Source organism: Microvirga sp. GCM10011540 (genome assembly GCF_042650665.1).
GTDB classification, from domain to species: domain Bacteria; phylum Pseudomonadota; class Alphaproteobacteria; order Rhizobiales; family Beijerinckiaceae; genus Microvirga; species Microvirga lenta.
Genome location: NZ_JBHSBQ010000119.1, coordinates 1 through 25,478 on the forward strand (window position 1 = coordinate 1; position 25,478 = coordinate 25,478).

The following is a 25,478-nucleotide window of genomic DNA, read 5'->3' on the forward strand; positions in this document are numbered from 1 at the left end:
GGCTAGGGGCTTGGTTCGCGGGCACACCGCTCGCGCGAACGCGTCAGTCAGCATTCACAAGGCTCATGACGCTTCCAACAGGTGCATGATGGATTCGCCAGCAGTATCAAGGGGGAGGAGAGCAGGTCGGCATTTCCGGCGAGGCCCGAGGTCCGTGGGGAGGAGAGCAACGCGGCGCTTCCGTCGTGAGTTTTCGAGCCGGGGCGGGGTCCATAGGGGGAGAGCAACGCGGTACATGCTGAGCCAGCCTCTCAGGATGGGTGCCTGGGAGCACATTCCCGATCGCCAGATAACCCACCTCTCAGAACAGGCTGGCCTGCATTTCGCCGGAATGCGCCCGAACCGCATCGCCCTGCCCGAAGCGTATCCGGCGTTCGAGCTTGAGCAGGAAGTCCTTTCGCGGCTGGCCGCCGCCGTAGCCGGTCAGGGATCCGTCGGCGCCGACGATGCGGTGGCACGGCACGACGATGGAGACCCGGTTCTGTCCGTTGGCACGGCCGACCGCACGGCTCGCGCCCGGCCGTCCGAGGCTCGCGGCGAGTTCGCCATAGGACCGGGTCTCTCCGAAGGGCACCGCCTGCAGCGCCGTCCAGACCTCCTGCTGGAACGCCGTTCCGGGCAGCCAGAGGGGAACCTCGAAGACCGTCAGGGTTCCGGCGAAGTACTGCTCCAGCTCCCGCTCGATCCGGTCGAGATGCCCGTTGCGTCCGGGGGCGATGGCATAGCCGTAGCGCCCCCTCAGCTCCTCGATTTCCGCCGGGAGGGCGGGCCTGTCGGTGAATTCCAGCATGGACAGACCGCGCTCCTCCGCCATGGCGATCATCGGCCCCAGGGGCGTCAGGATGCGCGCACAGAGCATCAGCGCCTTCGACCGGCTGCGGCCCGGCGTGGTGCCGATGGTCTGCCGGAAGGCATCGCGGAAGCCGCTGACGGATTCGTAGCCGTGGTCGTAGGCGGCGCCGTCGATGGACTCCCCTGCACCGATGCTGCCGAGCGCCGCCCCCAGCCGCCGCGCCCGCACATAGGCATGGAAGGTCATGCCGAACTGCTCCTTGAACCACCGCCTCAGGCGGACCGGGTCGATGGCGCGGGCCACCAGATCCTCGTCGGTCCAGCGCCGAGAGGGCTCGGCCTCGACCTCCTTCAGCAGCGCCGCGACCCAGTCCGGCGCCGCGCCCTTCACGTCGAGGGGCCTGCAGCGCTTGCAGGGGCGAAAGCCCGCGGTCAGCGCATCCTCCGCCGTCCGGTGGAACACCACGTTCTCCGGCTTCGGCTTTCGCGCCGTGCAGGTGGGGCGGCAGAAGATCCCGGTGGTCTTCACCGCCGTGTAGAAGACGCCTTCATAGGCCGCGTCGCAGGTCAGCATGGCGCGGACCATTTCGGATGTGGGAGGGAGCGAGGATATGGTCATGACCATGTTCTACCAAACCCTCGCTCGCCCGCTCCACCGACAAATCGACAGGGAATTCGAGCTCCTGTCGTGATTGTGAGTCGTCGGGGCGCGATCGGGGGCGACATTTCCCCGTCCTCGCCCTATAGTACTGGCGAGTGCAGGTCGCGTTGTGCCGACCTACCGACTCGGCACGGCCTTCCGTGACCTGTGACCGCTCCAACCTCGGTTCTGGAGGAATGGTCATGGCCCAATTCCATGTGATTGCCGGCGCTGACGAAACCCCGGTCTACCCCATCGTGCGAAAGATCGGCCTGGCAGACCTGAGGCACGCCCTGTCGAAGGGATTCGACGATTTCTGGGCAATGCCGTCCCATCTGGTCTTCCTCGGCCTCATCTATCCCATCGCAGGCGCCTGCCTCGCCGCGCTGACATTCACCAACAACGCCCTGCCCCTCCTCTACCCGCTGGCCTCGGGCTTCGCCCTGCTCGGCCCTCTCGCGGCCATCGGGCTTTACGAGATCAGCCGGCGGCGGGAGATGGGACTGGAGCCGAGCTGGCAGGACGCGTTCGACGTGCTGCGCTCGCCGTCGATCCCGTCGATCATCGCGCTCGGCGTCCTGCTGCTGGGAATCTTCCTCGCCTGGCTGACCACGGCCCGGATGCTCTACGAGGGCCTCTTCGGCTATGCGGCCCCGGAATCCTATACCCGGTTCGTCAACGAGGTTCTCACCACGTCCCAGGGCCTGCAGCTGATCGTTCTGGGCAACCTGCTGGGCTTCGTCTTCGCGGTGGCGGTGCTGAGCATCAGCGTGATCTCGTTCCCGCTGCTCCTCGACCGCGACGTGGGCGCGGCGGTGGCCATTCACACCTCCGTCCGAGCCGTGCTGGCGAACCCGTTCACGATGGCGGTCTGGGGCCTGATCGTCGCCGGTGCGCTCCTCCTCGGCTCCCTGCCCCTGTTCGTGGGCCTCGCCATCGTCATGCCGGTGCTCGGACATGCCACCTGGCACCTCTACCGCCGGGTGGTGGAGCCTCCGCCTCCGCAGGAGGTGCTGCCCGCCGACGGGCAGCCGCGTCCCTGACGCAGGATCTGCGGGAGCCTGATTCCAGTCAGGCTCCCGGCTCGAAGAAGAGCACCCGCGAGAGCAGCGTGTAATCCGCCTCGAACACCATGATGCCGACGAAGACGAAGAGCGCCGCCACGGGCACGAGGATGGCATAGACGAGCGCCAGCCTCTCCCAGGCCATGTGCATGAACACGGCCACGATCAGCCCCGCCTTCAGCATCATGAACAGCAGGATCAGGGTGTAGCGCAGCGCGCCCTCGAGCTGGAAATAGTCCACCAGATACGAGAACGCGCTGAGGATGAAGAGCCATCCCCACACCACGAGATAGAGCCGGATCGGATGGTGCTGCCCCTGATGCTGTCCTTGGGCATGAGCCGTGTCGCGCGCCGCTGCCTGTGCCATGGCTCCCTCACCAGAGATAGAAGAAGGCGAAGATGAACACCCAGACGAGGTCGACGAAGTGCCAGTAGAGGCCCATGATCTCGACCGCCTCGTAGCTCCCCCTCCGGCTGGTGAAGAAGCCGCGCCGCTCGGTATCGTAATCCCCGCGCCAGACCTTGCGCGCCACGATGAGCAGGAAAATCACCCCGAAGGTGACGTGGGTGCCGTGAAAGCCCGTGATCATGAAGAAGGACGAGCCGAACTGGGCCGCGCCCCAGGGATTGCCCCAGGGCCTGACGCCTTCGTGGATCAGCTTGCTCCACTCGAAGGCCTGCATGCCCACGAAGGCGGCGCCGAGGATCGCCGTCACCAGCATCAGGATCGCCGTCCTGCGGCGGTCGCGCCGATAGGCGAAGTTCACCGCCATCGCCATGGTGCCGCTGCTCGAGATCAGCACGAAGGTCATGATCGCGATGAGGATGAGCGGAAGCGTCACGCCGCCGATGGTCAGCGCGAAGACCTCGCTCGCATTGGGCCAGGGCACCGTGGTGGACATGCGCGCGGTCATGTAGGCGATGAGGAAGCAGCTGAACACGAAAGTGTCACTGAGAAGGAAGATCCACATCATCGCCTTGCCCCAGGAGACGTTCTTGAACGCCCGCTGGTCCGAGGCGAAGTCTCCCGCCACGCCCTTCAGGCCCGGCTGCGCGGTGTAGACCTGCGCCCTTCCCGTGACTGCTGCTTCCGCCATGCCAATCCCCTCTAGGTCAGCAACGCGCGACAGATATCGACGAACTCGTCCGCCCAGCCGGTGAGCAGGTTCAGGAGAACCAGCCAGACGAGGAGCAGGAAATGCCAGTAGAGGGCGCAAAGCTCCACGCTCAGGGCCACTCGGCCCGGAACGTCGCTGCGCCAGGCGCGGTCGGTGGCGCGCGCCAGAGCCACCAGCCCGCCCAGCATGTGCAGCCCGTGCAGGCCGGTGATGAGGTAGAAGAACGAATTGGCCGGATTGCCCGCCAGGAGATAGCCGGTCTCGGACAGCTGGCGCCAGACCAGGAGCTGCCCGGCCAGGAACGCGATGGAGAATGCCCCGGCGGCGAGGAGGCAGGCCCGCACCACGTCCATGTCGTCCCGACGCACCGAAACCAGGGCCCATTGCAGCGCGACGCTGCTCATGATCAGCATGCCGGTATTGGGCCAGAGCAGCCGCGGCATGGGCACCGAGCGCCAGTCGCTCATGCTCATCCGCATGGAATAGGCGCTGATGAAGAGGGCGAAGAGCGCTCCGACGACCGCGAGGAAGACACCGAGCCCGATCTTCGCCGCGGGGAGGGATGTCGCGCCGCCGCCCGGGAACTCGCCTGCGATCCCCTCCTCCAGCCAGGGCTTCGCGGTGATCCTCTGCTTGGCCAGCCACCAGGCGCCGAAGCCGATCAGCCCCGCGAGGAAGAGGAGAATGCTGGTCATGAGGCCGGCTCCGGCGCCGCCCGCGTGATCGAGGCCTGGTTCTGCGGCACGAAATCCTGGTCCGCGCCCGGCACGCTGTAGTCATAGGCCCAGCGGTAGACCACCGGCAGCTCCTTGCCCCAGTTGCCGTGCGGCGGCGGCGTTTCCGGCGTCTGCCATTCAAGCGTGGTCGCCCGCCATGGATTGCCGCCCGCGGGCCTGCCGTGCCTCAGGCTCCAGATCAGGTTGAAGACGAAGAGAAGCTGAACGAAGCCGACCACCAGAGCCACGACCGTGATGAATGCGTTCAGGGTGTGGGCCGAGGGCGGGACGAAGGCCATGTCGCCCATCTCGTGATAGCGGCGCGGCACTCCCATGAGCCCGAGATAATGCATGGGGAAGAAGATCGCATAGGCGCCCAGGAAGGTGACCCAGAAATGGAGCTTGCCCAGGGCGTCGTTCAGCATCCGCCCCGTCACCTTCGGATACCAGTGATAGATCGCTCCGAAGATCACGAGGATCGGCGCCACGCCCATGACCATGTGGAAATGCGCCACCACGAACATCGTGTCCGAGAGCGGCACGTCCACCACCACGTTTCCCAGGAAAAGGCCGGTGAGCCCGCCGTTCACGAAGGTGACGATGAAGCCGAGGGCGAAGAGCATCGGCACGTTCAGGTGAATGTCGCCCCGCCAGAGGGTGAGGATCCAGTTGTAGACCTTGATGGCGGTCGGGACGGCGATGATGAGCGTGGTGGTGGCGAAGAAGAACCCGAAATAGGGGTTCATCCCGCTCACATACATGTGGTGCGCCCAGACGACGAAGCTGAGGGCGCCGATGATCAGGATGGCCCAGACCATCATGCGGTAGCCGAAGATGTTGCGCCGCGCATGGGTGCTGATGAGATCGGACACAATGCCGAAAGCCGGCAGCGCCACGATATAGACCTCCGGATGGCCGAAGAACCAGAACAGGTGCTGGAACAGGAGCGGGCTCCCGCCTCCGCGCTCCAGGGGCTGCCCCATCTCCACGATGGCCGGCATGAAGAAGCTCGTGCCGAGAACCCGGTCGAACAGCATCATCACCGCGCCCACGAAAAGCGCCGGAAAGGCCAGGAGCGCCATGAAGCTCGCAGTGAAGATGCCCCAGACCGTCAGCGGCATGCGCATCAGCGTCATGCCCCGCGCCCGGGCCTGCAGCACGGTCACCACGTAGTTCAGGCCGCCCATGGTGAAGCCGACGATGAAGATCATGAGCGACACGAGCATCAGGATGATGCCCCAGTCCTGCCCGCCCGGCGTGCCGGTCATGATCGCCTGCGGCGGATAGAGCGTCCAGCCCGCCCCCGTGGGTCCGCCCGGCACGAAGAAGCTCGCCATCAGAACCAGCACCGCGAGCAGGTAGAGCCAGAAGCTGAGCATGTTGGCATAGGGGAACACCATGTCCCGCGCGCCGATCATGAGCGGGATGAGATAGTTGCCGAAGCCGCCGAGGAAGAGCGCCGTGAGCACATAGACCACCATCATCATGCCGTGCATGGTGATGTACTGGTAATAGGCGTTGGCATCGATGAAGGAGAAGACGCCCGGAAAGCCGAGTTGCAGCCGCATGAGCCAGGAGAGCACCAGCGCCACGAGGCCGACGCCCAGGGCGGTGGCGGAATATTGGATGGCGATGACCTTGGCGTCCTGGCTGAAGACGTATTTCGTCACCCAGCTGTGCGGGTGGTAGAGCTCCATATCCTCGACTTCGGCCGGCGGGATGACGCCGGCTGGACCTAGCGGGACATCGACCATGGCTTGTGCTCTCCTCCCCTTGCTCCTGAACGTGTCTCCGCTCAGTTAGGCGCGGACAGTCGCGCGAAGGTGCGCTCCGACTGCTCCTGCATCCAGGCCAGATATTCCTGCTCCGTCTGCACCATCACGGTGCCGCGCATATGCGGGTGACCGACGCCGCACAGTTCGGCGCAGAGAATCTCGAAGGTTCCGGTTCTCGTGGGGGTGAGCCAGAAATAGGAGACCTGCCCCGGCACCATGTCCATCTTCGCCCTGAACTCCGGCACATAGAAATTGTGCAGCACGTCGATGGAGCGCAGCAGCGCCTTCACGGGCTTTCCCACCGGCAGGCGCAACTCGCCGCCCTCGATGATGATGTCGTCCTGCCCGTTGGGATCGTCCCGCTTCAGCCCGAGCGGATTGTCCGCGCTCACGTTCCGGGTGTCGGCCATCCCGAGCTTGCCGTCCGCCCCCGGCAGGCGGTAACTCCACTGCCATTGCTGGCCCACGACCTCGATGTTGGTCGCGTCCTCCGGAACGGTGATGAACTGGTTCCAGACGAAGAGCCCCGGCGCCAGCATGGCCGCCACACCCACTCCGGTCACGCCGGTGAGCCACCATTCGAGCCGCTTGTTCTCCGGCTCGTAGGCCGCCGTTCGCCCCTTCTCGTGGCGGAAACGGTAGATGCAATAGGCCATGAAGAGGACCACGGCCACGAAGACGAGCCCCGTGATCCAGAAGGTGATGATGATCGTGTCGTCGATGAAGCGCCAATTGGACGCGATCGGCGTCCACCACCACGGGCTCACGAGGTGAAAGAGCACCGAGCCGAGGGCCACCACAACGAGTATGAGCGCTACAGCCATCCCGGTTTCATCCTTTGCCCTCGAAGGCGGCGGATACGAACTAGAAGGCGCCGTCTACTCCGTCTCTCCCGTCACCCGCTCCTGTCGGCATGAGCAGGCCCGTGCCTGCCCGTTTCGGCGGCGTGCAGTTCCCGTTTTCGCATGAGATCGCCGGGCGCCCGAACGGGGCGTCTTTCATCCCTGTGACAGACCTGCGAAGGCTCGCCATGACCGCGCCCTCCCGCGGCCACCGACAGGGCGGCCGCGACGTCTCGACCGACACAGAACACGCGCTGCGGCTGCGACAATCGTCGGCTGCATCGCGCGAAAATCATGATCCTCCCGCCCGGCCAAGTTGTCAATCATCGCTCGAGGCTACCCCTTCCTGCCAGGAAATTGGGACATTTCAGCACGCGCCGGAACGGCGCCGACGCGCGAGCGTTGGTCGTTTCAGCAATGACGGAGGGCACCATGTGCTACGACAGAAGGTCATTCGCCTCCGAGAGCCGCAAGGCGGCCGAGACGGATCAATCCAAGCAGATGCAGACCAAGCGGACGGAAACGGTGGACGCGCTTCTGCGCGATGCCAAGGAGGCGCCGAAGCCCAGCCCCGCCGAGGCGCCCGCCAAGGAGGCGGCTCCCGCCAAATAGCGGGTGCTTCTTTCATCCGCAGCGGACCATCGCTCCCGAGAAGCCCCGCCCCGGCGGGGCTTTTGTCGCGTCGGACCGTGTGGGCAGCGCCCGTGGAGACCTGGACGATGGAGATCTGAATGAACGTGGATCGAAAATCCGGCCCGCTTCATGCCTACCTCGCCGGAAGCGGCACGGACGGCCGCAACCGGACCGTCGAGGACATCCTCGCCCTGCCCGACGAAGCTTTGGAGCGCATCCACGACTACATCCAGTGGCTCTTCCCCCTCCCCACGAGGAGCATGGCGCAGCCGAACGCTCCCGTCCTGTCCGAGGAAGAGATCGCCGCGATCCGAGCGGACGAGCAGGCGCTCGCCAATCTGCGCCGCGGCGCAGCGCGGATGCGCCGGTTCTACGAAGCGACGGACGACTGGCTGACCTGGAGCGACCACAACCATCTGCGCATCACCCGCATCATCCAGAGCCTGAAACTCCTGGCCGGCGACGCCGAAGCCCGCGCCTTCCACGATGCCGTCATGGCCCGCCACGAAGCAGCCGGATCACCGGTCGACCCGCACAACCTGGGCTATTGGACGCGAGCGCTGAGCGGGTGACGTCCCTCATCGATCAGCAAGGGATCTCGACGCAGGCCAATCCCTGGCAGTCTGCCATTCAAAAGAACGTAGACGGAGGGCGCTCCCATAGCATCGGAGAAGGCGGATTTCGGGCGCCCCTTGATCAACTAGATGACAAGGAAATGACCATGAGTCAGCGCCGCCTTGTTGCTGAAGGTTGCTACCTCGAGCGCCGCCCGGCCGCCGTTGCCATCGCTGTCGTAGAGCAGGCGCCCTTGCGAAGCATCGTAGATGATCCGGTCATCCGCATCCATCGCCTCGGTGCCGAGGCGGAATGCTGTTTCGGACAGAACTCCAAGGTCCAGCCCCCTGAATGCGTCTGCCTTTACTAGATGGATCCGGTCGCCGACGACCTCGGTTATGTCGAAATCCATGACGAGGTCACGGTTCAGCAGGCCGGCATGGCTGAAGACAAAGACATCCTCGCCTGCACCGCCCCAGAGCGTGTCGTTGCCCGCTCCACCATTCAGCACATCATTATTCTCGCCGCCGTTGAAGGCATCGTTGCCGACACCGCCAACGATCCGGTCCATGCCCGACATGTTGTGAGCGGCGCCGGAAAGCGTCGGAGTCTCGCCGACACTCTCGTGCAGCACGTTGCGGACATCGATTTGAATGGTCTTCTCGAATGTGCCGCCTTGACCGTCGTCGGCAAGAACCTTGATCTGGTGCTGCCGGTTCTGTTCGAAATCGAGCTTGGCCCCACTCGCCACCTTCACGACCGTTACCGTAACTCCATTGCGGACCTCCTGTCCCAGCGCAAAGCGCCCATCCGCACCGTCGAGGAGTTCGAAAGCCAGGACGTCATCGTCGGGATCGGTTCCAGAGAGCACGCCCACGACGGCTCCATCGAGCTCATTCTCAAAAACAAGCCTGTTCGACAGGATGATTTCCGTAGGATCGCGATTCTGCTCGTTAGGATCCTGCAGCACCGCGATCGTGAAGGTCTGCTCCGTATAGGTGCCGAACCGATCGAACACGCGGATCTTGACCTCGTGTTGGGTTTGAGCATCCCAGTCCAGCACCGCTCCCTGGCGCACCAGCAACTGGTTGTCGGACACCATGAACTTCTCGTCGGAATCCTCGACCAGGGAATAGTAAACGGTGTTCCCATCCGGATCGGTGGCCGACAGGATGCCGACGATGGTCCCTGCAGGACTGTTCTCGACGACCGAGCTTTCCGATATGGACAGGTCCGTCGGGGCGGCGTTGGGACCGTCCTCGCCGTTGATGACCTCGAACCTGACGACCTTTTCGAAGAACTCGCCCGCACGGTCCGTGACGCGCAGGGTGACCTCGTGCCACGTCTCTTCTTCGTGGTCGATGATCGCGCCGTTCCGCAGGACGAGGCGGTTGCCGACGACGGCGAACTTCTCGTCTTCATCCTGCACGATCGAGTAGCGCAGGATGTCCCCGCCATCCTGATCGTAACCGGTCATGACTGCGATGGTCTCTCCCGCATCGATGTTCTCATGCACTGTCGTATGGGAGAGAACGAGGTTCGTCGGCGCATGGTTCGGCTCGGGCTCGGGCACATTCTTCACGGCAATCGTGAATTCCTTCTGGAAAGTTTTGCCCCACTGGTCCTTTACGAGAACCGTCACGAGGTGAGACTGCTTGGTCTCATGGTTCAGCCCTGCGCCTTCCCGAACCCGAAGTTCGTTGCCGACCACGACGAACTTGCTGTCAGGGTCGGCAACCATCACATAGGTGAATTCCGCGTCATCATCCTCGTCGTGTCCCTCAAGGATGCCGACGACCGTATCCATGCCGCTGTTCTCCTCGACTTCATGGCCTCCGGAGAGGGTCAGCCCATGCGGCGTGTCGTTCTTGTCGGCGACCTGGATCGTGAAGGTCTTGTCGACATACTTGCCGGCGCGATCCGTCACCCGGATGGTGATATTGTAGGCCGCAACCCCTTCGTGATTCAGCCCGGGCTTCGCTATCAGCTGGTTGCCCTGGATCCTGAACTGCGGCTGGGTCCCGACAATGGAGTAGGTCCAGGCGTCACTCAGATCCGGGTCGTTGTTGGACAACTCGCCGACGACGGTCTCGACGGCGATATCCTCATCCACGCTGTGCGGAGAGTTCGACAGAAAGATCTCCGTCGGGTTCTCGTTCACGTTCTCGACGGTGATGGTGAAGGTTTTCCGGTAGCTCAGCCCGGTGTGGTCCAGCACCCGCACGACGATTTCGTGCGTCGGCCCCGTCTCATGGTTCAGCGTGGCGCCGGGTTTCAGCTTCAGTTGGTTCGTGCCCTCCGGGATCTCGAACTTGCCGGAGGAATCCTGGACGAGTTCGAACGTGAATACCGTATTCGGGTCCGGATCCTCGCCGGTCAGCGTTCCAATGACAGAGCCTGCCGCGAGGTCTTCAGGCACCGTGCTTCTGGACAGGGTCGCGCCCGTCGGGGCGCGGTTCTCTTCCTCGTTGATGTCCTCTACTCTGATCGTGAAAATCGTCTGATAGGTCAGGCCGCTGATATCCGTTACCCTGATCTTGACATCATGAGATTTCCCCGTCTCGTAGTCGATGATAGCGCCCTCGCGGATCCTCAGCTCGTTCGAGCCGGCGACGATCTCGAACTTCTCGTCCTCATCCTCGACAATCGAGTAGCTCAACCTGCTGACGCTGTTGCCATCAGGGTCCGTGCCCTGCAACAGGCCGACGACGGTGCCGCTCGCACTGTTCTCGGCAATGATATCGTTGGAGATCCGCAGATCGTTCGGCGCTTCGGCGACATTCGTGATGACGATGTTGAATGTTTTATCGAACGTGGCAAAGCCCCTGTCCGTCGTGCGGAGCGTCACCTTGTGTTGGCTCTTGACCTCGTAATCGACGGCAGCATCGTCCCGCAGCCATAGTTCCTTGCCCTTGATGATGAACTTGCCATCCGGATCGTCGACAATCGAGTAGATATGATTGACGTCGCCCGCCACCCCGTCCTGGTCGGTCGTGCTCAGAACGCCGATCTTTCTGCCGCCGGCACCCTCGGCGATGAACGCCGGCCCCAACGACATGTTTTGCGGGGCGTCGTTTACGTCGGTAACATAGATCTTGTACTCGCGATCGAACGTAAGGTCGGTCTCGTCCTTCGCCCTTACGGTAACATAATATAGACTCTTTTGCTCAAAATTCAGCCTGGCATTGTCCCGCACCTCCAGCCGATCGCCGACGATCTGGAACTTCATGCTCGGATCGCTGACGATGGTGTAAGTGAAGGTGGAACTGTCCTGATCGCGAGCGGTGAGGTAGCCTACGAGGGCCCCGCCAGGGGAATTCTCAGCTATCAGGTTTGAGGAAATTTCGATGTCGTGTGGTCTCTCAGGAACATCCATCACCTCGATGGTGAAGGACTTCCTGTAGGTCAGACCGCTCATGTCCTCCACTTCAATGGTGACGGAATGAGAGGCCTTGCGCTCGTGGTCCAGCCTCGTGTTGGACCGAAGCTTGAGCTGGGTTCCATCGATCACGAACTTGCCGTCCCGATCCTCGACGATCCGGTAGGACTGAATATCGCCAGGACCTTCGGGATCTTCGGCTGTGATGTCCGCAATGAAACCGGAAGGCGCGAGATCCTCATAAGCCGTCAAGCTGGACAGGGAGATGTCCGTCGGCCTTTCGTTGACCCCTTCGACATGGATCGTAAAGGATTCGTCGTGTGTCGCGTCGTATAGATCCCTCGCGCGGACCGTGATGGCGTGCTGTCCAGCCGTCTCGGCATCAAGCCGCGCATTGGCCTTGAGACGCAGCTCGTTGCCGAAAAGGTAGAATTTGTTGCTTGGATCGTCGATGATCCGGTAGGCGAGAATGTCGCCTCCGTCCTGATCGAAAGCGCTCACGGTGCCGATCGTCGCGTCGCCGGCAAGATCCTCTTTGACACCGGCCAAGAACCCGCCCGACAGCCTCAGATTCGTCGGCGCATGGTTGGTGGCCTGCTCGTCCTCGATGTCGTTGACATGGATCGTGAACGTCTTGTCGAAGAGCAGGCCTCCGGAATCGGTCACCCGGATCGTCACCTGAGAGGTCTGCATGTCCTCATAGTTGAGCGTCTGGCCGGCCTTCAGCTGCAGCCTGGCCCCGCCGAAATCGAAGATTTCGAACTTGCCGCTCGGGTTTTCGATCAGGCGGTAGGTCCAGGAGTCGTTCCCGTACATCCCGGTCATGTCGATATCGAAGACCCCAAGGTGACTGACGAGCGTCCACGGGCCGCTGTTTTCGTCGATACTGGTCCCGGACAAGGTAATGTCTTCCGGCGCCTCGTTCCCAGGGTCGTCGACATTCGTGAGGGTGAACGTCAACATTGTCGAAGCAGAGCTGCCGTCGCGGTTCCGCCCGACGACGGTCACCGTCATCTGGCGGTTCGGAGCGGTCTCGTAGTCGAACAGGTTGGGGTCCTTGACGGCCAAGTACCACCTTGGACCGTAATCCGTGTCTTCCTCCACGATCTCGAACGCACCCGCGACCGAGCTTTCACTGATGGAGAAGCCCAGGAACAGCCGCTCCTCCGGATCGTACAGATCCAGATAGCCGAGCTTGCGCGTATGAATGGGCGTCTCCGGGAGCGTTGTAATTCCATCGTATTCGACAACCATGACGCCGCTCGTTGCCGCCATGGAAGAGTCGGACGACACTGCCATCGCCGCAGGCTCCAGAACCTGCGCCCGATTCCCTGGGGCCGTGCTTTTTGAAGGTCTCGCCCCCGGTCCGGTCAGCTGACCGGCTGACGCTTCATGCGGCAGCGCCGCGTGCCCAGGCGCATTTCCGTTGAAACCATCCGCGCCGGGACCCATGCCCCACTCCCGCAAACCTCCCGACCGAGCCTCCATGGCGCGACCTCCGTTCGCCGGATCGACCATGAACAAAGCGTCGAGCCTCTCTTGGACGGATGCGCCGCCACCGATTTGGACCGGCTTCTGCAATTCGATCCGCTCCCCGCCCTTGTGCGACGGGAGTTCCGCCACAGTGGTAGGCCGGACCTCTTCCGGCCCTGAGCCGTCCTTGCGATCAGCCCCTCCGGGTTGCCGGGTTCTGTGCGCCCGAGGCTCGGCCTCGAAACTGAGAGCGTTCTCGTCCTCGGAAGACAGGTTGTTGTCTTCGAGGTTCGTCGGTTCAAATGAGATCGCCATGGTGCGCCCCGTCCGGCTCGCAAAATCTGGCTGAGGCTTTCTGCGCTCGGCCCATCCCCTACGTTGTAACCTTTCGTAAGGTTTTTGCAACAGAGTTTCATAGGCCAGAAGACAATCCTTCGCACTAGGCCGAAAAGCCTAAGCTCGTAAAAATTTCATTACATTTCAATAAGATAATCGGAAAGCCCTACCGCTACGAGACTCTGCCCGCGCGCAAGGCAATCCATGCCTGTCGCATCTGCGCCTAGAGCCGGATGCCCTAAATTTCAGGATTTCGTAGTCGTATTCGGCCCAAAAGAAGAGTGTTTGCGCGCGAAAACCAGAGGCCGATTTCTTCCGATACGATCATTTATTGCAACATCGCAACATTCCATTTGCGGCGACGCACTGAAGATACGTCTCTGCGGGAACTGCGCCCGGTCCGTCGCAGGCGCGCAACCGAAGCACCGGGCGGAAGCAGATCAGCCCACCGCCTCCGGCGCGGCGGCGGCGTCGACAGCCGTCCAGGAATGGGTGATCGCCGCCGTCGCGCCCAGCATGATGGAGGCGGAGCAATACTTCTCCTTGGAGAGCTGGATCGCCCGCTCCACCTTGGCGGGGGCGAGGTTGCGGCCGCTCACGCGGTAGTCGATGTGGATCCTGGTGAAGACCTTCGGGTCGGTCTCGGCCCGCTCGGCGCTCACCTCCACCTCGCAGTCGGTCACGTCCTCTCTGCCCTTGCGGAGGATCTGGACGACATCGAAGGCGGTGCAGCCGCCGAGGCCGATGAGCAGCATTTCCATGGGCCGTATGCCGATGTTGCGGCCGCCATATTCCGGCGCTCCGTCCATCACCACCGCATGGCCGCTCCCGGACTCGCCGACGAACGTCATACCGTCGACGAACTTCACCCGCGCTTTCATCGAGAAATCTCCCCTGGCAGTTCCGCTCGGACGCGAACCCGCCCGGCAGCGATGTATGTGGAGCCAGCCATAACACAGCATTCCGGCTCGTGAAGCCCCATCCACGGCCCGACCCGCCATGTCTCCCGCGAGCCCGCTCGCCCGGCAAGGCGAGCCTGGGACGCCGCTGCACGGCACGGGGCGGAACGCGCCCGCCCCTGCCCTGCCTCACCGCATCGTCGCGGACGTCACTTGATGCCGTTCAGTTCCGCAACCACGTCCGACAGCATGGGCACATAATCGTCCCCGTGGCCGGTGCCGACGGCGAGCGCGAAGCTGTTGCGCACCGCAGCGCCGACCGGGTTGGACGAGCCGACGGAATTCGCGAGCGAGGCGAGGTAGGTCATGTCCTTCAGGCCGTTGCGGATGGCGAATTTGTGGGCGTTGGGATCGCGATCGAGCACCCATTTGAAGAAGGTCTGGTAGAAGCCGCAATCCATGCGGCCGCCGCGGATCACGCTGTCGAAGACCTGCGGGGTCAATCCCGCCTTGGCACCCAGCGCCAACGCCTCCGCATAGATCGCCGCGTAGCCCAGCGACAGGAAGTTGTTGAGCAGCTTCATCGTGTGTCCGGTCCCGGTGGGACCGGTATGCATCACGCGGCCCGCGAAGGCATCGATCACGGGACGCGCCCGGGCGACAGCATCGGGATCGCCGCCGACCATCACGTCGAGGGTGCCGGCCTGGGCGTCGGCAGGAGTGCGGCTGAGCGGAGCATCGATCAGCGTAATGCCGGCCGGCGCCAGCTCGGCGGCGAGCCGCATCGTCACCGACGGGTCGGAGGTCGAGCAATCGACCACGAGCAGGGGTTTGCCGGCTGCCGCCAGCCCGTCGGGCCCCTGGAGGATGCCCTGCACCTCGGGCGAACCGGTGACGCAGAGGATCACGATGTCGGATTGCTCCGCAAGCTCCCGCGGGGTCGCCGCCTCCGAAGCCCCACGGGCTTTCAGATCCTCCACCGGCTCGCGGTTCCGGTGCCCCATGACCGTGAGGGGCCAGCCCTTGCCGACGATGTTTGCGGCCATACCGTGCCCCATGAGGCCGACGCCGATGAATCCTATCCGCTCCTTGACCACGAGTTCTCCTCCCCTGATTGCGTGCGGGCGACAGCCCGACGAAACCCGAGGATAGCCCGCACGAAACCGAAAAGCCTACCCTGGCCGAGGTTCCGGGATCGGGAAATCGTCGCGTCGGAAGCCGGCGTCACGATTGGAGAACGTCTCCGCAGGCATTGATCCGCGGCGGCCTGCGACCGCCCCTGCGCTGGAACTTCCGGTGGGCTTCCTTCACGACTGCGGGGATGCGCGGCTGCACATAGACCCGGTAGGCCGATTGCGCCACGAGGCGGGGCAGGCGCATCAACAGGGTCACCGCGCTCCGGCGGACCAGATGCAGGGTCGCGTAGCTGTCGCTGGACATGTGCCAGAGCCGGTCCGACTCCGAATAGCTCATGTGATTGACCTCTTCGATCTCCGGCCGGGAAAAGACATCCCGGAAGATCTCCTCGGTCAGCAGGCTGCCCGGCATGCAGTCGGAGAAGTCCTCGTCGAAGGCGTATTTCGGCAGCATGAGCGCGGATCCGCATCGCACGCCGATACCTGCCGCGACGAGGCGGCCGTCGACGCGGATCATGTGCCATTCGAGCCGCCCCTGCGCCGCGAAGTTCTCCACCAGAGCCGTGTGGAAGGCGGCGGATGCCGGATCGTTCAGCATGGCCGTGCCGTTGCGCCCCTTCCATCCCGAGGCTTCGAGGGCCAGAAATTCCGGCATGAAATCGGTCCGGGCATCGGAGCCTCGGCGCATCTCGACCGATACCCTGCCGCGGCTTTCGAGCCTCTTGCGGCCGATCCTCACGTTCCGTCGCATCTTGCCGAGGCTGGCCATGTAGGCCTCGAAGCTGCCCGTCACGTCGAGGCGGGAGAGCATGGCGGGCGTGTCGCCGTGGGGAATATAGCCGTGCGCTCCGCCCTCCAGGGCCGTCCGGACCGGGGAGTTGCGCCGCACCGCCTTCAGTTCCAGGCTGACATGCGTCGGCACCTGCCTGCCGAGCTCCGCCAGAAGCGCCCGCAGGACGTCCGGCGCCCGGTCGGCCGACAGCACGATGTCGCCCGAAGGACTTTGCCTGTTGGCGGTGCGCAGGAGGGGCCAGCGCTCGCCGAGGAGAGGATGCGGCGCCACGATGACGGGCAGCACGCCCGCCAGTCGACCCTCGCTATAGGCGAAGCAGCACATCCAGCGCTCGTTCGGGCCCAGCCCGCTTCGGAAGCAGGCTTCGGCCCAGGCCGGGAGAAGGTTCGGGAGTTGCTGCGGCGCATGCCACGCGAGGCGATCCCAGGCGGCGCGATGAGGCTCGAGAGCCTTGAAATCGGAGACTGCAACCGTATGAAAACCATCGGGACATGCACTGATCAATTCGACAGATCTCCATAGTCAAAGCAATGGAATTATCTCTATCTCTGCCCGGCAAGGCGAAGCCTGCCGAAAACGACGACTAGGTGGCCGCCCGAACGGCCCAGTATTGAGCGATGAATATGCATCGCTCGACTCCCTTGATAGCCTGCGTTCACGGGGCCGTGAGCTGCCCTTACGGGTAAATAGCCTTACTCTAAAAGCTTATACCTGATACGCCTGGCGAGCTTGGCCGTTTTCTGTCCCTGCCTCTCGGCGGGCACCGCCCCTGACGCCTCCGGGGCCTCACCGATTCCGCTCCGCATGGATGGAAGCCCCGGCCAACCTCCCCATATCTGCATCATTCTTCGACGAGGGGCTTTCCATGGGCGACAGAGACGACGAGCCCGACGCCGAGCTGGACGACTTCGACAAAGCGGCGCGGGTGAACTTCCGCGACTATCCGAGCTCGGCCGTGGTCGTGCTCGCGGCCTTGGGCTCGGGCTTGGCCTGGCTCATGTACAAATGGCGCGGGAAGAAGAGCGCCGCCCGACGAGCGCCCCCTGCCGGGGTCTCCGAAGCCGGCAACACCGGACCGAAAGAGAAATCCTCCCCCGACGGGAACGCCTGATCCGGACGGGCCCTATGCAGGTGCCGTGGCGCACGGCGTTCGATGCCATCGCCCCTTAATGTGAAACGATCGGCAGGAGGCTTTCATGACCCAGTCTGCTGTTTCGTTTCTCTTCGGTATCGTTGCACCGCTCGCCCTGGTCGGATGGCTGCTGGTCCTGCACTAGCGGGCAGCCGGACCTTGACGGCACACCGAGCCTTCCGCGTCAGCCCACCACGAGCGCCAGCCGGATCGGCGCTCCCTCCTTCGAGCGGTCGACGAAGAACCGGCCCGGGCCATCCGCTCAACAGGCACGCGCCAAAGCTCCGGGAGGGCCGGATCTCAACGTCTCGCAGGATTTCAGGAAAGGGAATGGCGGAGACGGAGGGATTCGAACCCTCGATACCCTTTTGGGGTATGCTCATTTAGCAAACGAGTGCCTTCAGCCGCTCGGCCACGTCTCCGGTGGCGGAGTAATTAGGCTGTCAGGGAGGAAGGGTCAATCCCGTTTTCGGCCTCGGGAGCGGACAAAGCGGCTCACCGGGCCGGATAGGCCCTGCGACGGGGCCCGCGCTGGCCTAGGGACCCGTACCAATCGGCACGGGCCTGTGATAGGCAGCCCTCTCCTTTCGCAAGAGGACCGGCCTGCATGTCAAGAATTCGACGGATCGGCGTTGCCGCCCGCTACAGCGACCTCGTGATCCTCGACGACACGGCGCATTTCTCGGGCTACGTGCCCGAGACGACCCTGGGGCGGCCGGTTGCGGAGCAGACGAAGGACATCCTCGACCAGATCGACCAGTCCCTGGCCGAGATCGGCAGCGACAAATCCAAGTTGCTCCAGGCTACGATCTGGCTCGCCGACATCGCCTCCTACGACGAGATGAACGCCGTCTGGGACGCCTGGGTCGCTCCGGGGCAGGCCCCGGCCCGGATCTGCGTGGAATCGAAACTCGCCGATCCGGACTATGCCCTCGAAATCCGCGTGATCGCCGCCTGCTGACGGCCCTGTGCGCCCCAGCACGTCGCAGGTGCGCCCCTGCAGCCTAGCTTCGCTCGAACTCGAATCGACGGCGGAGCCCTGCATGAGAACCTGTTTCCGTTTCCTGCGGCTGCGAGCGGGAACCCCTCTGGATGCCATCCGGGAAGGCTACATCGCCGACCGGCCCTCCCGGCCCGTCGAACGACTTCTCCTGTCGATCCTTCTCGCCCTGATCGGCCTGTGCATCGGCCTGCTGGCCTGGCTCGGCTCCGATCCGGCATTCCAGCAGTTCGGCTTTGCAAGGGGATTGCCGAAGCTGCCCACCCTCACCTCGGGGCTGCGCTAGGCGTCAGGCCCGGGCGCGGAATCCTTCAAGGCCTTCAGGCGCTTCCTCTCGTAGTGCTTGGCGAGGCGCAGGTGCCGCGAGATCGCATAGTTCATCGCCGTCAGGAAGCCGTAGGTGCCGCGCAGGGCATGGCGGCGGCCGATATAGGCCTTGAGAAAGGCCGCCGGCAGCTCGAAGAAGATCCGCCATGTGGGTATGGAGACGCCCCTGATCTCGAGATCGACCGCCTGCTGATCGGAATAGCGATTGAGCTTGGAAATCTGGTCGCCCAGGGAGCGCACCGAGCGGTGGTGGATCGTCCCCCGAAGCGTTCCGACGGCGGTTCCCGGCGCCAGGTCGACGCGGTCGTGGACGAGCGAGGGGGAGTAGCGTCCGCGATCCTTGCGATAGAGCCGCACCGGCGCCAGCGCATAGGCCAGGGGATGGGGCGCGACCTCCCCCGGGAAGACCTCGGCGATGCGGATCCTGTAGGCCTGGCAGGGCGGCTCTCCCTGGGCGAAGAGCGCCCGGATCTCGGCGGCGAGCCTGGGCGGCACCACCTCGTCGGCATCGAGGTTGAGCAGCCAGTCGTGGCGGCACTGCTCCTCGGCAAAGCGCTTCTGAGGTCCGTAGCCGGGCCAGGCGTTGAAGATCACGCGGGCGCCGAGCTCCTCGGCAATGGCCTGTGTCCCGTCCGTCGAGCCGGAATCGACCACGATCAGGTCGTCGGTCAGATCCCTGACCGCCCGTATCGTCTCGCCGATGCGATCGGCTTCGTTCTTGGCGATGATGAAGATGGAGACAGGGAGCATGAGGGGGGCGCCGATTCACGGGCTGCCTAGCCGGAAGATAGAGCAATGGCAAGGGCTTGGGCCCCTGCCCCCGCGCTCCGGCCCTCAACGGAGCGCCCCTCAGGCCGCCGCAAGCCTCAGCAGGCCCTCGGCCTCCAGAGCCTGCCTCACGCGCGGCCGTCCGGCCACGCGGCGCATGTAGGCGAGCAGGCGGGAATAGGGGGAGACGTCGATCTTGTGGAACGATGTCCAGTTGAGGACCGCATAGCCATAGGCATCGGCCACCGTGAAGAGCTCTCCCATCAGGTAGGAGCGCCCTTCCAGATGCCGGTCCACATAGCCGAAGCGGCGATGCAGCTGCTCGATGGCCATCTGGCGGGCCGCTTCGGTGCTGGTCGGTTTCCAGAGAGGAGCGAAGCCCTTGTGCAGCTCCGTGCTGATGAAGCCGATCCATTCCTGGACGCGGTAGCGTTCGAGCGAGCCCAGTTCCGGCACGAGGCGGGTCTGGGGTGCCTGGTCGGCCAGAAACTGGATGACGACGGATGTCTCCGTAAGGACCTGTCCGTCGTTCAGGGCCAGGGCCGGCACGTAGCCTTTCGGGTTGATCTTGCTGAAATCCCGACCGGACGCCGTGGTCCGGTTCTTCAGATCGACCTTGTCGTAGACGAGGTCGAGGCCGGCCTCGCAGGCGACGATTCGGGACGCGAGGGAGGAAGAACCAGGCGTGTAGTAGAGCTTCACGGAAAACCTCCCCTTCCCCTGCGGCGCCTACAAAGTGTTGTTGAGTAACAGCAACGTAATATGATCCGCAGGAAACGGCAACGCTCGATTGCGTGCATCGCTTAGCGAAATCTTGCACCGATGCAAGAAGGTCAGAGGAGTTCGTTCTCCGAGGCCAGGGCGTGACCCTCGCCGGCCGGTGCCGCCCGACTGCGCACGCGCAGTTCCGCCAGGAGCGGGTAATGATCCGACGCCACCCGGGTCAGCGGATTCCGGATCGGCGCCGCCGACACCACCTCCACCCTGTCGGTGACGAAGACATGGTCGAGGCGCAGCACCGGCGCGCGGGTGTGAAAGGTCGGCTGCGGCTCGCCGGCGGGATTCGACAATTGGGCGTCCCGCAACCGGTCCGCCATCAGACGGTAGGAGCGGGAATAGGGCGGCGCGTTGAAATCGCCCAGCAGCACGGCCGGATCGGCGCAATCGGGATGCCCCATCCAGTCCGGTCCCAGAAGGGCTGCGGCCTGGGTCCGGCGTTCGCCCGAGCGGAGGGAGAGATGGGCGTTGACGACCTGCACCGCCTGCCCGCCGACCTCCACCGAAACCCAGAGGGCGCAGCGCTTCTCGAAGGCCGGCTTTGCCGAGAGCGTCGGCAGCCGGCCCGATTTGACGATCCTGGACGGGTGACGGGACAGGACCGCGATGCCGTACTGATCGCCGAGGATCCGGATGGTCGGCTGGAAATGCAGATCCATTCCGAGCTGCGCCGCAACCGCAGCCGCCTGATCGGAGGCGCCCGCATGGACGCGGCCCGCCCGCACCTCCTGCAGGGCAACGATGTCCGGGTCGCAGGATGCGATCACCTCCGCGATGCGCCCCGGGGCGATTTTGCGGTCGGTCCCCAGCCAACGGTGGACGTTGTAGGTCAGGATTCGAACGACCCGCCCCTGTTTGTCGATATGCTTCAAAGGTCAGTACCGGCTCAGAAAGGACGTTTACAGGTAGGCGGCCACGGCGAACGGCACAAGCGAAGATATCGTCCTGCCGGGCCACGGAGAAACATCGGGTTCAATGGCACGGAACCGACCAAGGTTCCCCGGCCTGCGCGGAGGCTTCATGGCGCGAGCCCGGGCCTTCGGCTTCTTCCGTGCATCCGCACAAGCGGGCAGGAGGCAGCATCCACAACCCCAGACTGAAAGAATCGAAGTTACATATATCGACTAAATTCCTGTTCCCTTTACGGCACATTTACCTTAATGGAACTGAATGCTTAAGCTTGACCAAGTGGGGCCGGTCGAATCATCTGCTGCTCATGCGCAACACATCTGGAAATCGTCCTGGAGAGGACGCCATCGCTAGGGTCCTGGATTGGGTCGGACTTGCCTTCGGCCTGGGCGTGATCGGCTTGGTGATGAACTTCTCGATGATTCCGGTCTGATCTCGGACCGACCGAACTCCCATACTCGCGCCCCTCGGACCTCTCTCCTGAACATGCCGGCAGCTCCGCTCCCGCCGGAGCGGTGCGCACGCTTTTCCCATTTGGACGCGCTCCCCCTGCCCGCCCGGTCCGCATCTCCTTGAAACCGCCGCTTGACCTTCCCATGATGGGAAGGATCACAACATCCGCCAGAGATGTTGAATCAGGAGATTCGCCATGGCTACGGCCAAGATTTCGACACCGGGCGCCACCCTCGACATTCCGATCGAGGGCATGACCTGCGCCTCCTGCGTGGGGCGGGTCGAGAAGGCCCTGAGGTCCGTCGAGGGAGTCGCGTCCGCGAACGTCAACCTTGCGACGGGCCGCGCGACCGTCTCCCTGGCCACCTCCCCGGCCGATCCCCAGACCATCGCGGAGGCCGTTCGGAGGGTCGGCTACGAGCCGACCGACACCAAGGTCGAGCTGGCGGTCGAGGGCATGACCTGCGCCTCCTGCGTCGGACGGGTCGAGAAGGCGCTCAAGCGGGTTCCCGGCGTTCTCGATGCCTCCGTCAACCTGGCGACGGAGCGGGCGACGATCCGCTTCCTCGGCGGCGCCGACATGGTGGCCCGCATGATCGAGGCGGTGGAACAGACCGGCTACGAGGCCAAGGAGATCCGCGTCGACGACCAGGCCGACCGCCGGCACGCCGCCCGCGAGGCCGAACTCTCCGGCCTGCGCCGGTCCCTGACCATCGCTGCCGTCCTGACCCTGCCGATCTTCCTCCTGGAGATGGGCGCCCATTTCGTTCCGGGCGTCGATGAATGGCTGATGGCCACGATTGGCCATCAGGAGAGCTGGTATCTTCAGTTCGCCCTCACGACCCTGGTCCTGTTCGGACCCGGCCTGCGCTTCTTCAGGAAGGGCGTGCCCGCGCTGCTGCGCTTCGCGCCCGATATGGATTCCCTCGTCGTGCTCGGCACGAGCGCGGCCTACGGCTATTCGGTGGTCGCGACCTTCCTGCCGGGCCTGCTCCCGGCGGGCACCGCCAACGTCTATTACGAGGCGGCCGCCGTGATCGTGACGCTGATCCTCCTCGGCCGCTACCTGGAGGCCAAGGCCAAGGGGCGCACCTCGGAGGCGATCAAGCGCCTTCTCGGCCTTCAGGCTAAGACCGCCCGCGTGGTGCGGGACGGACACGCGATGGAAATCCCCCTCGATCAGGTCCTCGCGGGCGACGTCGTCCAGGTTCGTCCGGGCGAGAAGGTGCCGGTCGACGGCCAGGTGATCGAGGGATCGTCCTTCGTGGATGAGTCCATGATCACCGGCGAGCCGGTACCCGTGCAGAAGGCGGAAGGGGCCGAGGTCGTGGGCGGCACCATCAACAAGACCGGCAGCTTCACCTTCCGGGCCACGCGCATCGGCGCCGATACGGTGCTGGCGCAGATCATCCGCATGGTCGAGCAGGCGCAGGGCTCCAAGCTCCCGATCCAGGCGCTGGTGGACAAGGTCACCGCCTGGTTCGTCCCGGCCGTGATGGCCGCCGCCGCCCTCACCTTCCTGGTCTGGCTCGTCTTCGGTCCCGAACCGGCGCTGAGCCTTGCCCTCGTCAACGCGGTGGCGGTTCTCATCATCGCCTGCCCCTGCGCCATGGGCCTCGCCACGCCGACCTCGATCATGGTCGGGACAGGGCGGGCCGCGGAGCTCGGCGTGCTGTTCCGGCAGGGCGAGGCGCTGCAGAGCCTGAAGGAGGTCGGCGTCGTCGCCCTCGACAAGACCGGCACCCTGACCAAGGGCCGTCCGGACCTGACCGATTTCGTGACGGCCGAGGGCTTCTCCGAGCAGGACGTGCTGAGGCTCGTGGCTTCGGTGGAGAGCCGCTCGGAGCACCCGATCGCGGAAGCCATCGTCGAAGGCGCCCGGCGCCGGGGCCTGGCCCTTGCCGCGACGGAGAGCTTCGATGCCGTGCCGGGCTTCGGCGTCTCCGCCACGGTGGAAGGGCACAAGGTCGATGTGGGCGCAGACCGGTTCATGACCAGGCTCGGCCATGACGTCACCATGTTCGGCGCCACCGCCGCCCGCCTCGGCGACGAGGGCAAGAGCCCGCTCTATGCCGCCATCGACGGCAGGCTCGCGGCCATCGTGGCCGTGGCCGACCCGATCAAGCCCTCGACGCCCGAGGCGATTGCCGCCCTTCACGCCCTGGGGCTGAAGGTGGCGATGATCACGGGCGACAACCGCAAGACCGCCCAGGCCATCGCGCGCCAGATCGGCATCGACGAGGTGGCGGCCGAAATCCTGCCCGACGGCAAGGTCGAGGCGGTGAAGCGCCTGCGCGAGGCCCATGGCCGGATCGCCTTCGTGGGCGACGGCATCAACGACGCCCCGGCCCTGGCCGAGGCCGATACCGGCCTTGCCATCGGCACGGGGACCGACATCGCCATCGAGAGCGCCGACGTGGTGCTCATGTCCGGCGACGTGCGCGGCGTCGTGAACGCCATCGCCCTGTCGAAGGCCACGATCCGCAACATCCGGCAGAACCTGTTCTGGGCCTTCGCCTACAACGTGCTGCTGATCCCGGTGGCGGCGGGCGTCCTCTACCCGGTCAACGGAATGCTCCTGTCGCCGATGCTCGCCGCCAGCGCCATGGCGCTGTCCAGCGTGTTCGTGGTCGGCAACGCGCTGCGCCTGCGCCGGGCGGAAGCTCCCATCCGGCCGGAAGGCGAAACGGGCCGGTCGATGCAACCTGTGGAGGGACGGGCATGAATATCGGGCAAGCGGCCGAGGCGTCGGGCGTCTCGGCCAAGATGATCCGCTACTACGAGTCCATCGGGCTGATCCCGAAGACCGTGCGGACGGAAGCCGGCTACCGGGTCTATTCGGACAAGGACGTCCACACCCTGCGCTTCATCCGCAGGGCGCGGGACCTCGGGTTCTCGGTGGAGCAGATCGCCGATCTCGTGTCCCTGTGGCAGGACCGGGGACGGGCGAGCAAGGACGTGAAGCGCGTGGCGCTCGAGCATGTGGAGACGCTCGAACGCAAGATCGCGGAATTGCAGGAAATGGCCGGGACCCTGAAGCACCTCGCCAGGACCTGCCATGGCGACGGCAGACCCGACTGCCCGATCATCGAGGAGCTCGCCAGCGACGACGGCAGCGTGACGTCGCGGCCTCCTCCGAAATTCGGCACGCTCGGGAAGATGTCCGTTCGCGAGTGAAGGCCGGATGGCCGCCTCAGGCGGCCATGTCGACTTCCCGGCTGCGGCCGATGTCGCGCATCCACTGCACGAAGCGCGGGTCCCGGCGGAGCTGTCTGCCGTAGTGCCGCCGCAGCGCATCGGTGAGCCGGCCGCCGCGCGACAGCATGTCGTCGGCGAACCCGACCATGACCGAGTTCGGCCATGCCTGGGGGCGGATCTCCGCCAGGCGTTTCAGGAGCCTGTCCTCGCTCTCCTGCGGGTGGGTCTGCGCCAGCAGGGTGAGCATCGCCGCCGTCGAGCGCGAAATCCCCATATGGCAATGGACGAGGAGATGCCCCTCGGCCCGGCTCGGGCCGCTCTTCGCCAGCTCCTCGCCGAATTGCAGGACAGCCTCCACGTGCTCCGGCTCGGGCATGATCATGCCGGGCCGGGGCTCGATGATGTCATGGAAGCGCAGGATGGTCCTGTGATGCGGATCGTAGGCCTCGAAGGCCTCGGGATCGGGATGCTCGGGATCGAGAATCGACAGCACATGTGTCACCGAGCGCTGCCCCTGGTCCGGCAGCTCCGAGATTCCGCAGATCGTCAGCATGGTGATGGATGAGGGTTTCATGGAAAATCGGTCCGTTCACGAAGAGATGAGGAGCATCGCCCGCTCTGTGGAGGCTACACTCTTCTAAGGTCTGTGGGGATTCACATGAGGTTGGGCTTATGATTCAAGCTCTTGATGGATCGCTATGTCTTGACGGACGCCCAATGGGCGAAGATGGAGCCGCATTGTCTGGGTAAGCCAACCGACCCC

22 protein-coding genes and 1 tRNA gene are annotated in these 25,478 nt (G+C 64.5%); 8 read left to right on the top strand and 15 right to left on the bottom strand.

The genetic code is table 11. The features are described 5' to 3' along the window. Positions 1-301 precede the first annotated feature (301 nt). The gene (locus ACFOYU_RS17315) at positions 302-1,411 is read right to left on the bottom strand and encodes a bifunctional transcriptional activator/DNA repair enzyme AdaA (protein WP_377034555.1); all 1,110 of its coding nucleotides are present in this window, start codon (positions 1,409-1,411) and stop codon (positions 302-304) included. A gap of 224 nt (positions 1,412-1,635) precedes the next feature. On the opposite strand from ACFOYU_RS17315, the gene ACFOYU_RS17320 reads away from it, so the two are divergent. Next, on the top strand, positions 1,636-2,475 hold the full coding sequence (locus ACFOYU_RS17320) for a DUF2189 domain-containing protein (RefSeq protein WP_226741182.1): 840 nt from the start codon (positions 1,636-1,638) through the stop codon (positions 2,473-2,475). A 28-nt stretch (positions 2,476-2,503) separates the two neighbouring features. On the opposite strand, the gene ACFOYU_RS17325 is transcribed toward ACFOYU_RS17320, so the two are convergent. From ACFOYU_RS17325 to ACFOYU_RS17345, 5 genes are read right to left on the bottom strand one after another with little or no spacing between them, the layout of a single operon-like run. After that, entirely contained in the window at positions 2,504-2,863 is a 360-nt protein-coding gene (locus tag ACFOYU_RS17325) for a cytochrome C oxidase subunit IV family protein (protein WP_377034556.1), read from the bottom strand. Positions 2,864-2,870: 7 nt separating this feature from the next. Beyond that, on the bottom strand, positions 2,871-3,593 hold the full coding sequence (locus ACFOYU_RS17330; protein ID WP_377034557.1) for a heme-copper oxidase subunit III family protein: 723 nt from the start codon (positions 3,591-3,593) through the stop codon (positions 2,871-2,873). An 11-nt stretch (positions 3,594-3,604) separates the two neighbouring features. Beyond that, positions 3,605-4,309, bottom strand: a complete 705-nt coding sequence (locus ACFOYU_RS17335) for a cytochrome c oxidase subunit 3 (protein ID WP_377034558.1) — start codon at positions 4,307-4,309, stop codon at positions 3,605-3,607. Next, entirely contained in the window at positions 4,306-6,084 is a 1,779-nt protein-coding gene (gene ctaD, locus ACFOYU_RS17340) for a cytochrome c oxidase subunit I (protein WP_377034559.1), read from the bottom strand. Before ctaD ends, ACFOYU_RS17335 begins: the two co-directional genes overlap by 4 nt. Before the next feature lie 41 nt (positions 6,085-6,125). Further along, entirely contained in the window at positions 6,126-6,929 is an 804-nt protein-coding gene (locus ACFOYU_RS17345; RefSeq protein WP_377034560.1) for a cytochrome c oxidase subunit II, read from the bottom strand. Positions 6,930-7,379: 450 nt separating this feature from the next. On the opposite strand from ACFOYU_RS17345, the gene ACFOYU_RS17350 reads away from it, so the two are divergent. Next, positions 7,380-7,559 (top strand): hypothetical protein, encoded by a 180-nt coding sequence (locus tag ACFOYU_RS17350; RefSeq protein ID WP_377034561.1) that lies wholly within the window; start codon positions 7,380-7,382, stop codon positions 7,557-7,559. 119 nt (positions 7,560-7,678) lie between these two features. Beyond that, a complete protein-coding gene (locus ACFOYU_RS17355) occupies positions 7,679-8,152 on the top strand; it encodes an opioid growth factor receptor-related protein (RefSeq protein WP_377034562.1) in 474 nt (157 codons plus the stop codon). 128 nt (positions 8,153-8,280) lie between these two features. On the opposite strand, the gene ACFOYU_RS17360 is transcribed toward ACFOYU_RS17355, so the two are convergent. The 4 genes from ACFOYU_RS17360 to ACFOYU_RS17375 all read right to left on the bottom strand — a co-directional run bounded on the left by ACFOYU_RS17360 (position 8,281) and on the right by ACFOYU_RS17375 (position 16,655). Beyond that, positions 8,281-12,813 carry a cadherin domain-containing protein gene (locus ACFOYU_RS17360; RefSeq protein WP_377034563.1) on the bottom strand — a complete coding sequence of 1,511 codons (4,533 nt, stop codon included), beginning with the start codon at positions 12,811-12,813 and terminating at the stop codon, positions 8,281-8,283. Positions 12,814-13,763: 950 nt separating this feature from the next. Further along, positions 13,764-14,204, bottom strand: coding sequence for an OsmC family protein (locus ACFOYU_RS17365; RefSeq protein WP_226741191.1), 441 nt, complete (start codon positions 14,202-14,204; stop codon positions 13,764-13,766). A 227-nt stretch (positions 14,205-14,431) separates the two neighbouring features. Further along, a complete protein-coding gene (locus ACFOYU_RS17370) occupies positions 14,432-15,319 on the bottom strand; it encodes an NAD(P)-dependent oxidoreductase (protein ID WP_377034564.1) in 888 nt (295 codons plus the stop codon). Between the two features lie 127 nt (positions 15,320-15,446). After that, complete coding sequence (locus ACFOYU_RS17375) at positions 15,447-16,655, bottom strand: GNAT family N-acetyltransferase (protein WP_377034565.1); 1,209 nt, start codon at positions 16,653-16,655, stop codon at positions 15,447-15,449. 361 nt (positions 16,656-17,016) lie between these two features. On the opposite strand from ACFOYU_RS17375, the gene ACFOYU_RS17380 reads away from it, so the two are divergent. Continuing rightward, positions 17,017-17,262 carry a hypothetical protein gene (locus tag ACFOYU_RS17380; protein ID WP_226741194.1) on the top strand — a complete coding sequence of 82 codons (246 nt, stop codon included), beginning with the start codon at positions 17,017-17,019 and terminating at the stop codon, positions 17,260-17,262. 352 nt (positions 17,263-17,614) lie between these two features. On the opposite strand, the gene ACFOYU_RS17385 is transcribed toward ACFOYU_RS17380, so the two are convergent. Further along, a tRNA-Ser gene (locus tag ACFOYU_RS17385) sits at positions 17,615-17,705 on the bottom strand. Between the two features lie 185 nt (positions 17,706-17,890). On the opposite strand from ACFOYU_RS17385, the gene ACFOYU_RS17390 reads away from it, so the two are divergent. Both ACFOYU_RS17390 and ACFOYU_RS17395 read left to right on the top strand, forming a co-directional pair. Beyond that, positions 17,891-18,244 carry a RidA family protein gene (locus ACFOYU_RS17390; protein ID WP_226741195.1) on the top strand — a complete coding sequence of 118 codons (354 nt, stop codon included), beginning with the start codon at positions 17,891-17,893 and terminating at the stop codon, positions 18,242-18,244. Between the two features lie 82 nt (positions 18,245-18,326). Then, the gene (locus tag ACFOYU_RS17395) at positions 18,327-18,569 is read left to right on the top strand and encodes a hypothetical protein (protein ID WP_226741196.1); all 243 of its coding nucleotides are present in this window, start codon (positions 18,327-18,329) and stop codon (positions 18,567-18,569) included. On the opposite strand, the gene ACFOYU_RS17400 is transcribed toward ACFOYU_RS17395, so the two are convergent. The 3 genes from ACFOYU_RS17400 to ACFOYU_RS17410 all read right to left on the bottom strand — a co-directional run bounded on the left by ACFOYU_RS17400 (position 18,566) and on the right by ACFOYU_RS17410 (position 21,027). Then, entirely contained in the window at positions 18,566-19,360 is a 795-nt protein-coding gene (locus ACFOYU_RS17400) for a glycosyltransferase family 2 protein (RefSeq protein WP_377034566.1), read from the bottom strand. The genes ACFOYU_RS17395 and ACFOYU_RS17400 overlap by 4 nt on opposite strands. Positions 19,361-19,459: 99 nt before the next feature. After that, positions 19,460-20,080, bottom strand: coding sequence for a glutathione transferase GstA (gene gstA, locus ACFOYU_RS17405; RefSeq protein WP_377034567.1), 621 nt, complete (start codon positions 20,078-20,080; stop codon positions 19,460-19,462). Between the two features lie 131 nt (positions 20,081-20,211). Then, positions 20,212-21,027 carry an endonuclease/exonuclease/phosphatase family protein gene (locus ACFOYU_RS17410; protein ID WP_226741199.1) on the bottom strand — a complete coding sequence of 272 codons (816 nt, stop codon included), beginning with the start codon at positions 21,025-21,027 and terminating at the stop codon, positions 20,212-20,214. A gap of 686 nt (positions 21,028-21,713) precedes the next feature. On the opposite strand from ACFOYU_RS17410, the gene ACFOYU_RS17415 reads away from it, so the two are divergent. Next, positions 21,714-24,242: a heavy metal translocating P-type ATPase gene (locus tag ACFOYU_RS17415; RefSeq protein ID WP_377034568.1), complete on the top strand. Its 2,529-nt coding sequence runs from the start codon at positions 21,714-21,716 to the stop codon at positions 24,240-24,242. Then, complete coding sequence (cueR, locus tag ACFOYU_RS17420; protein WP_377034569.1) at positions 24,239-24,694, top strand: Cu(I)-responsive transcriptional regulator; 456 nt, start codon at positions 24,239-24,241, stop codon at positions 24,692-24,694. Before ACFOYU_RS17415 ends, cueR begins: the two co-directional genes overlap by 4 nt. A 16-nt stretch (positions 24,695-24,710) precedes the next feature. On the opposite strand, the gene ACFOYU_RS17425 is transcribed toward cueR, so the two are convergent. Further along, positions 24,711-25,289, bottom strand: a complete 579-nt coding sequence (locus ACFOYU_RS17425) for a tyrosine phosphatase family protein (RefSeq protein WP_377034570.1) — start codon at positions 25,287-25,289, stop codon at positions 24,711-24,713. Positions 25,290-25,478: the final 189 nt, after the last annotated feature.

What these genes read in the sequence shown, in the direction of transcription:
- ctaD (WP_377034559.1), bottom strand. Translation starts at nt 6,084, where the DNA reads ATGGTCGATGTCCCGCTAGGTCCAGCCGGCGTCATCCCGCCGGCCGAA.
- ACFOYU_RS17325 (WP_377034556.1), bottom strand. Translation starts at nt 2,863, where the DNA reads ATGGCACAGGCAGCGGCGCGCGACACGGCTCATGCCCAAGGACAGCAT.
- ACFOYU_RS17330 (WP_377034557.1), bottom strand. Translation starts at nt 3,593, where the DNA reads ATGGCGGAAGCAGCAGTCACGGGAAGGGCGCAGGTCTACACCGCGCAG.
- ACFOYU_RS17360 (WP_377034563.1), bottom strand. Translation starts at nt 12,813, where the DNA reads ATGGCAGTGTCGTCCGACTCTTCCATGGCGGCAACGAGCGGCGTCATG.
- ACFOYU_RS17400 (WP_377034566.1), bottom strand. Translation starts at nt 19,360, where the DNA reads ATGCTCCCTGTCTCCATCTTCATCATCGCCAAGAACGAAGCCGATCGC.
- ACFOYU_RS17415 (WP_377034568.1), top strand. Translation starts at nt 21,714, where the DNA reads ATGGCTACGGCCAAGATTTCGACACCGGGCGCCACCCTCGACATTCCG.
- ACFOYU_RS17395 (WP_226741196.1), top strand. Translation starts at nt 18,327, where the DNA reads ATGAGAACCTGTTTCCGTTTCCTGCGGCTGCGAGCGGGAACCCCTCTG.
- ACFOYU_RS17315 (WP_377034555.1), bottom strand. Translation starts at nt 1,411, where the DNA reads ATGACCATATCCTCGCTCCCTCCCACATCCGAAATGGTCCGCGCCATG.
- ACFOYU_RS17380 (WP_226741194.1), top strand. Translation starts at nt 17,017, where the DNA reads ATGGGCGACAGAGACGACGAGCCCGACGCCGAGCTGGACGACTTCGAC.
- ACFOYU_RS17390 (WP_226741195.1), top strand. Translation starts at nt 17,891, where the DNA reads ATGTCAAGAATTCGACGGATCGGCGTTGCCGCCCGCTACAGCGACCTC.
- ACFOYU_RS17350 (WP_377034561.1), top strand. Translation starts at nt 7,380, where the DNA reads ATGTGCTACGACAGAAGGTCATTCGCCTCCGAGAGCCGCAAGGCGGCC.
- ACFOYU_RS17345 (WP_377034560.1), bottom strand. Translation starts at nt 6,929, where the DNA reads ATGGCTGTAGCGCTCATACTCGTTGTGGTGGCCCTCGGCTCGGTGCTC.
- ACFOYU_RS17335 (WP_377034558.1), bottom strand. Translation starts at nt 4,309, where the DNA reads ATGACCAGCATTCTCCTCTTCCTCGCGGGGCTGATCGGCTTCGGCGCC.
- ACFOYU_RS17365 (WP_226741191.1), bottom strand. Translation starts at nt 14,204, where the DNA reads ATGAAAGCGCGGGTGAAGTTCGTCGACGGTATGACGTTCGTCGGCGAG.
- ACFOYU_RS17355 (WP_377034562.1), top strand. Translation starts at nt 7,679, where the DNA reads ATGAACGTGGATCGAAAATCCGGCCCGCTTCATGCCTACCTCGCCGGA.
- ACFOYU_RS17425 (WP_377034570.1), bottom strand. Translation starts at nt 25,289, where the DNA reads ATGAAACCCTCATCCATCACCATGCTGACGATCTGCGGAATCTCGGAG.
- ACFOYU_RS17320 (WP_226741182.1), top strand. Translation starts at nt 1,636, where the DNA reads ATGGCCCAATTCCATGTGATTGCCGGCGCTGACGAAACCCCGGTCTAC.
- cueR (WP_377034569.1), top strand. Translation starts at nt 24,239, where the DNA reads ATGAATATCGGGCAAGCGGCCGAGGCGTCGGGCGTCTCGGCCAAGATG.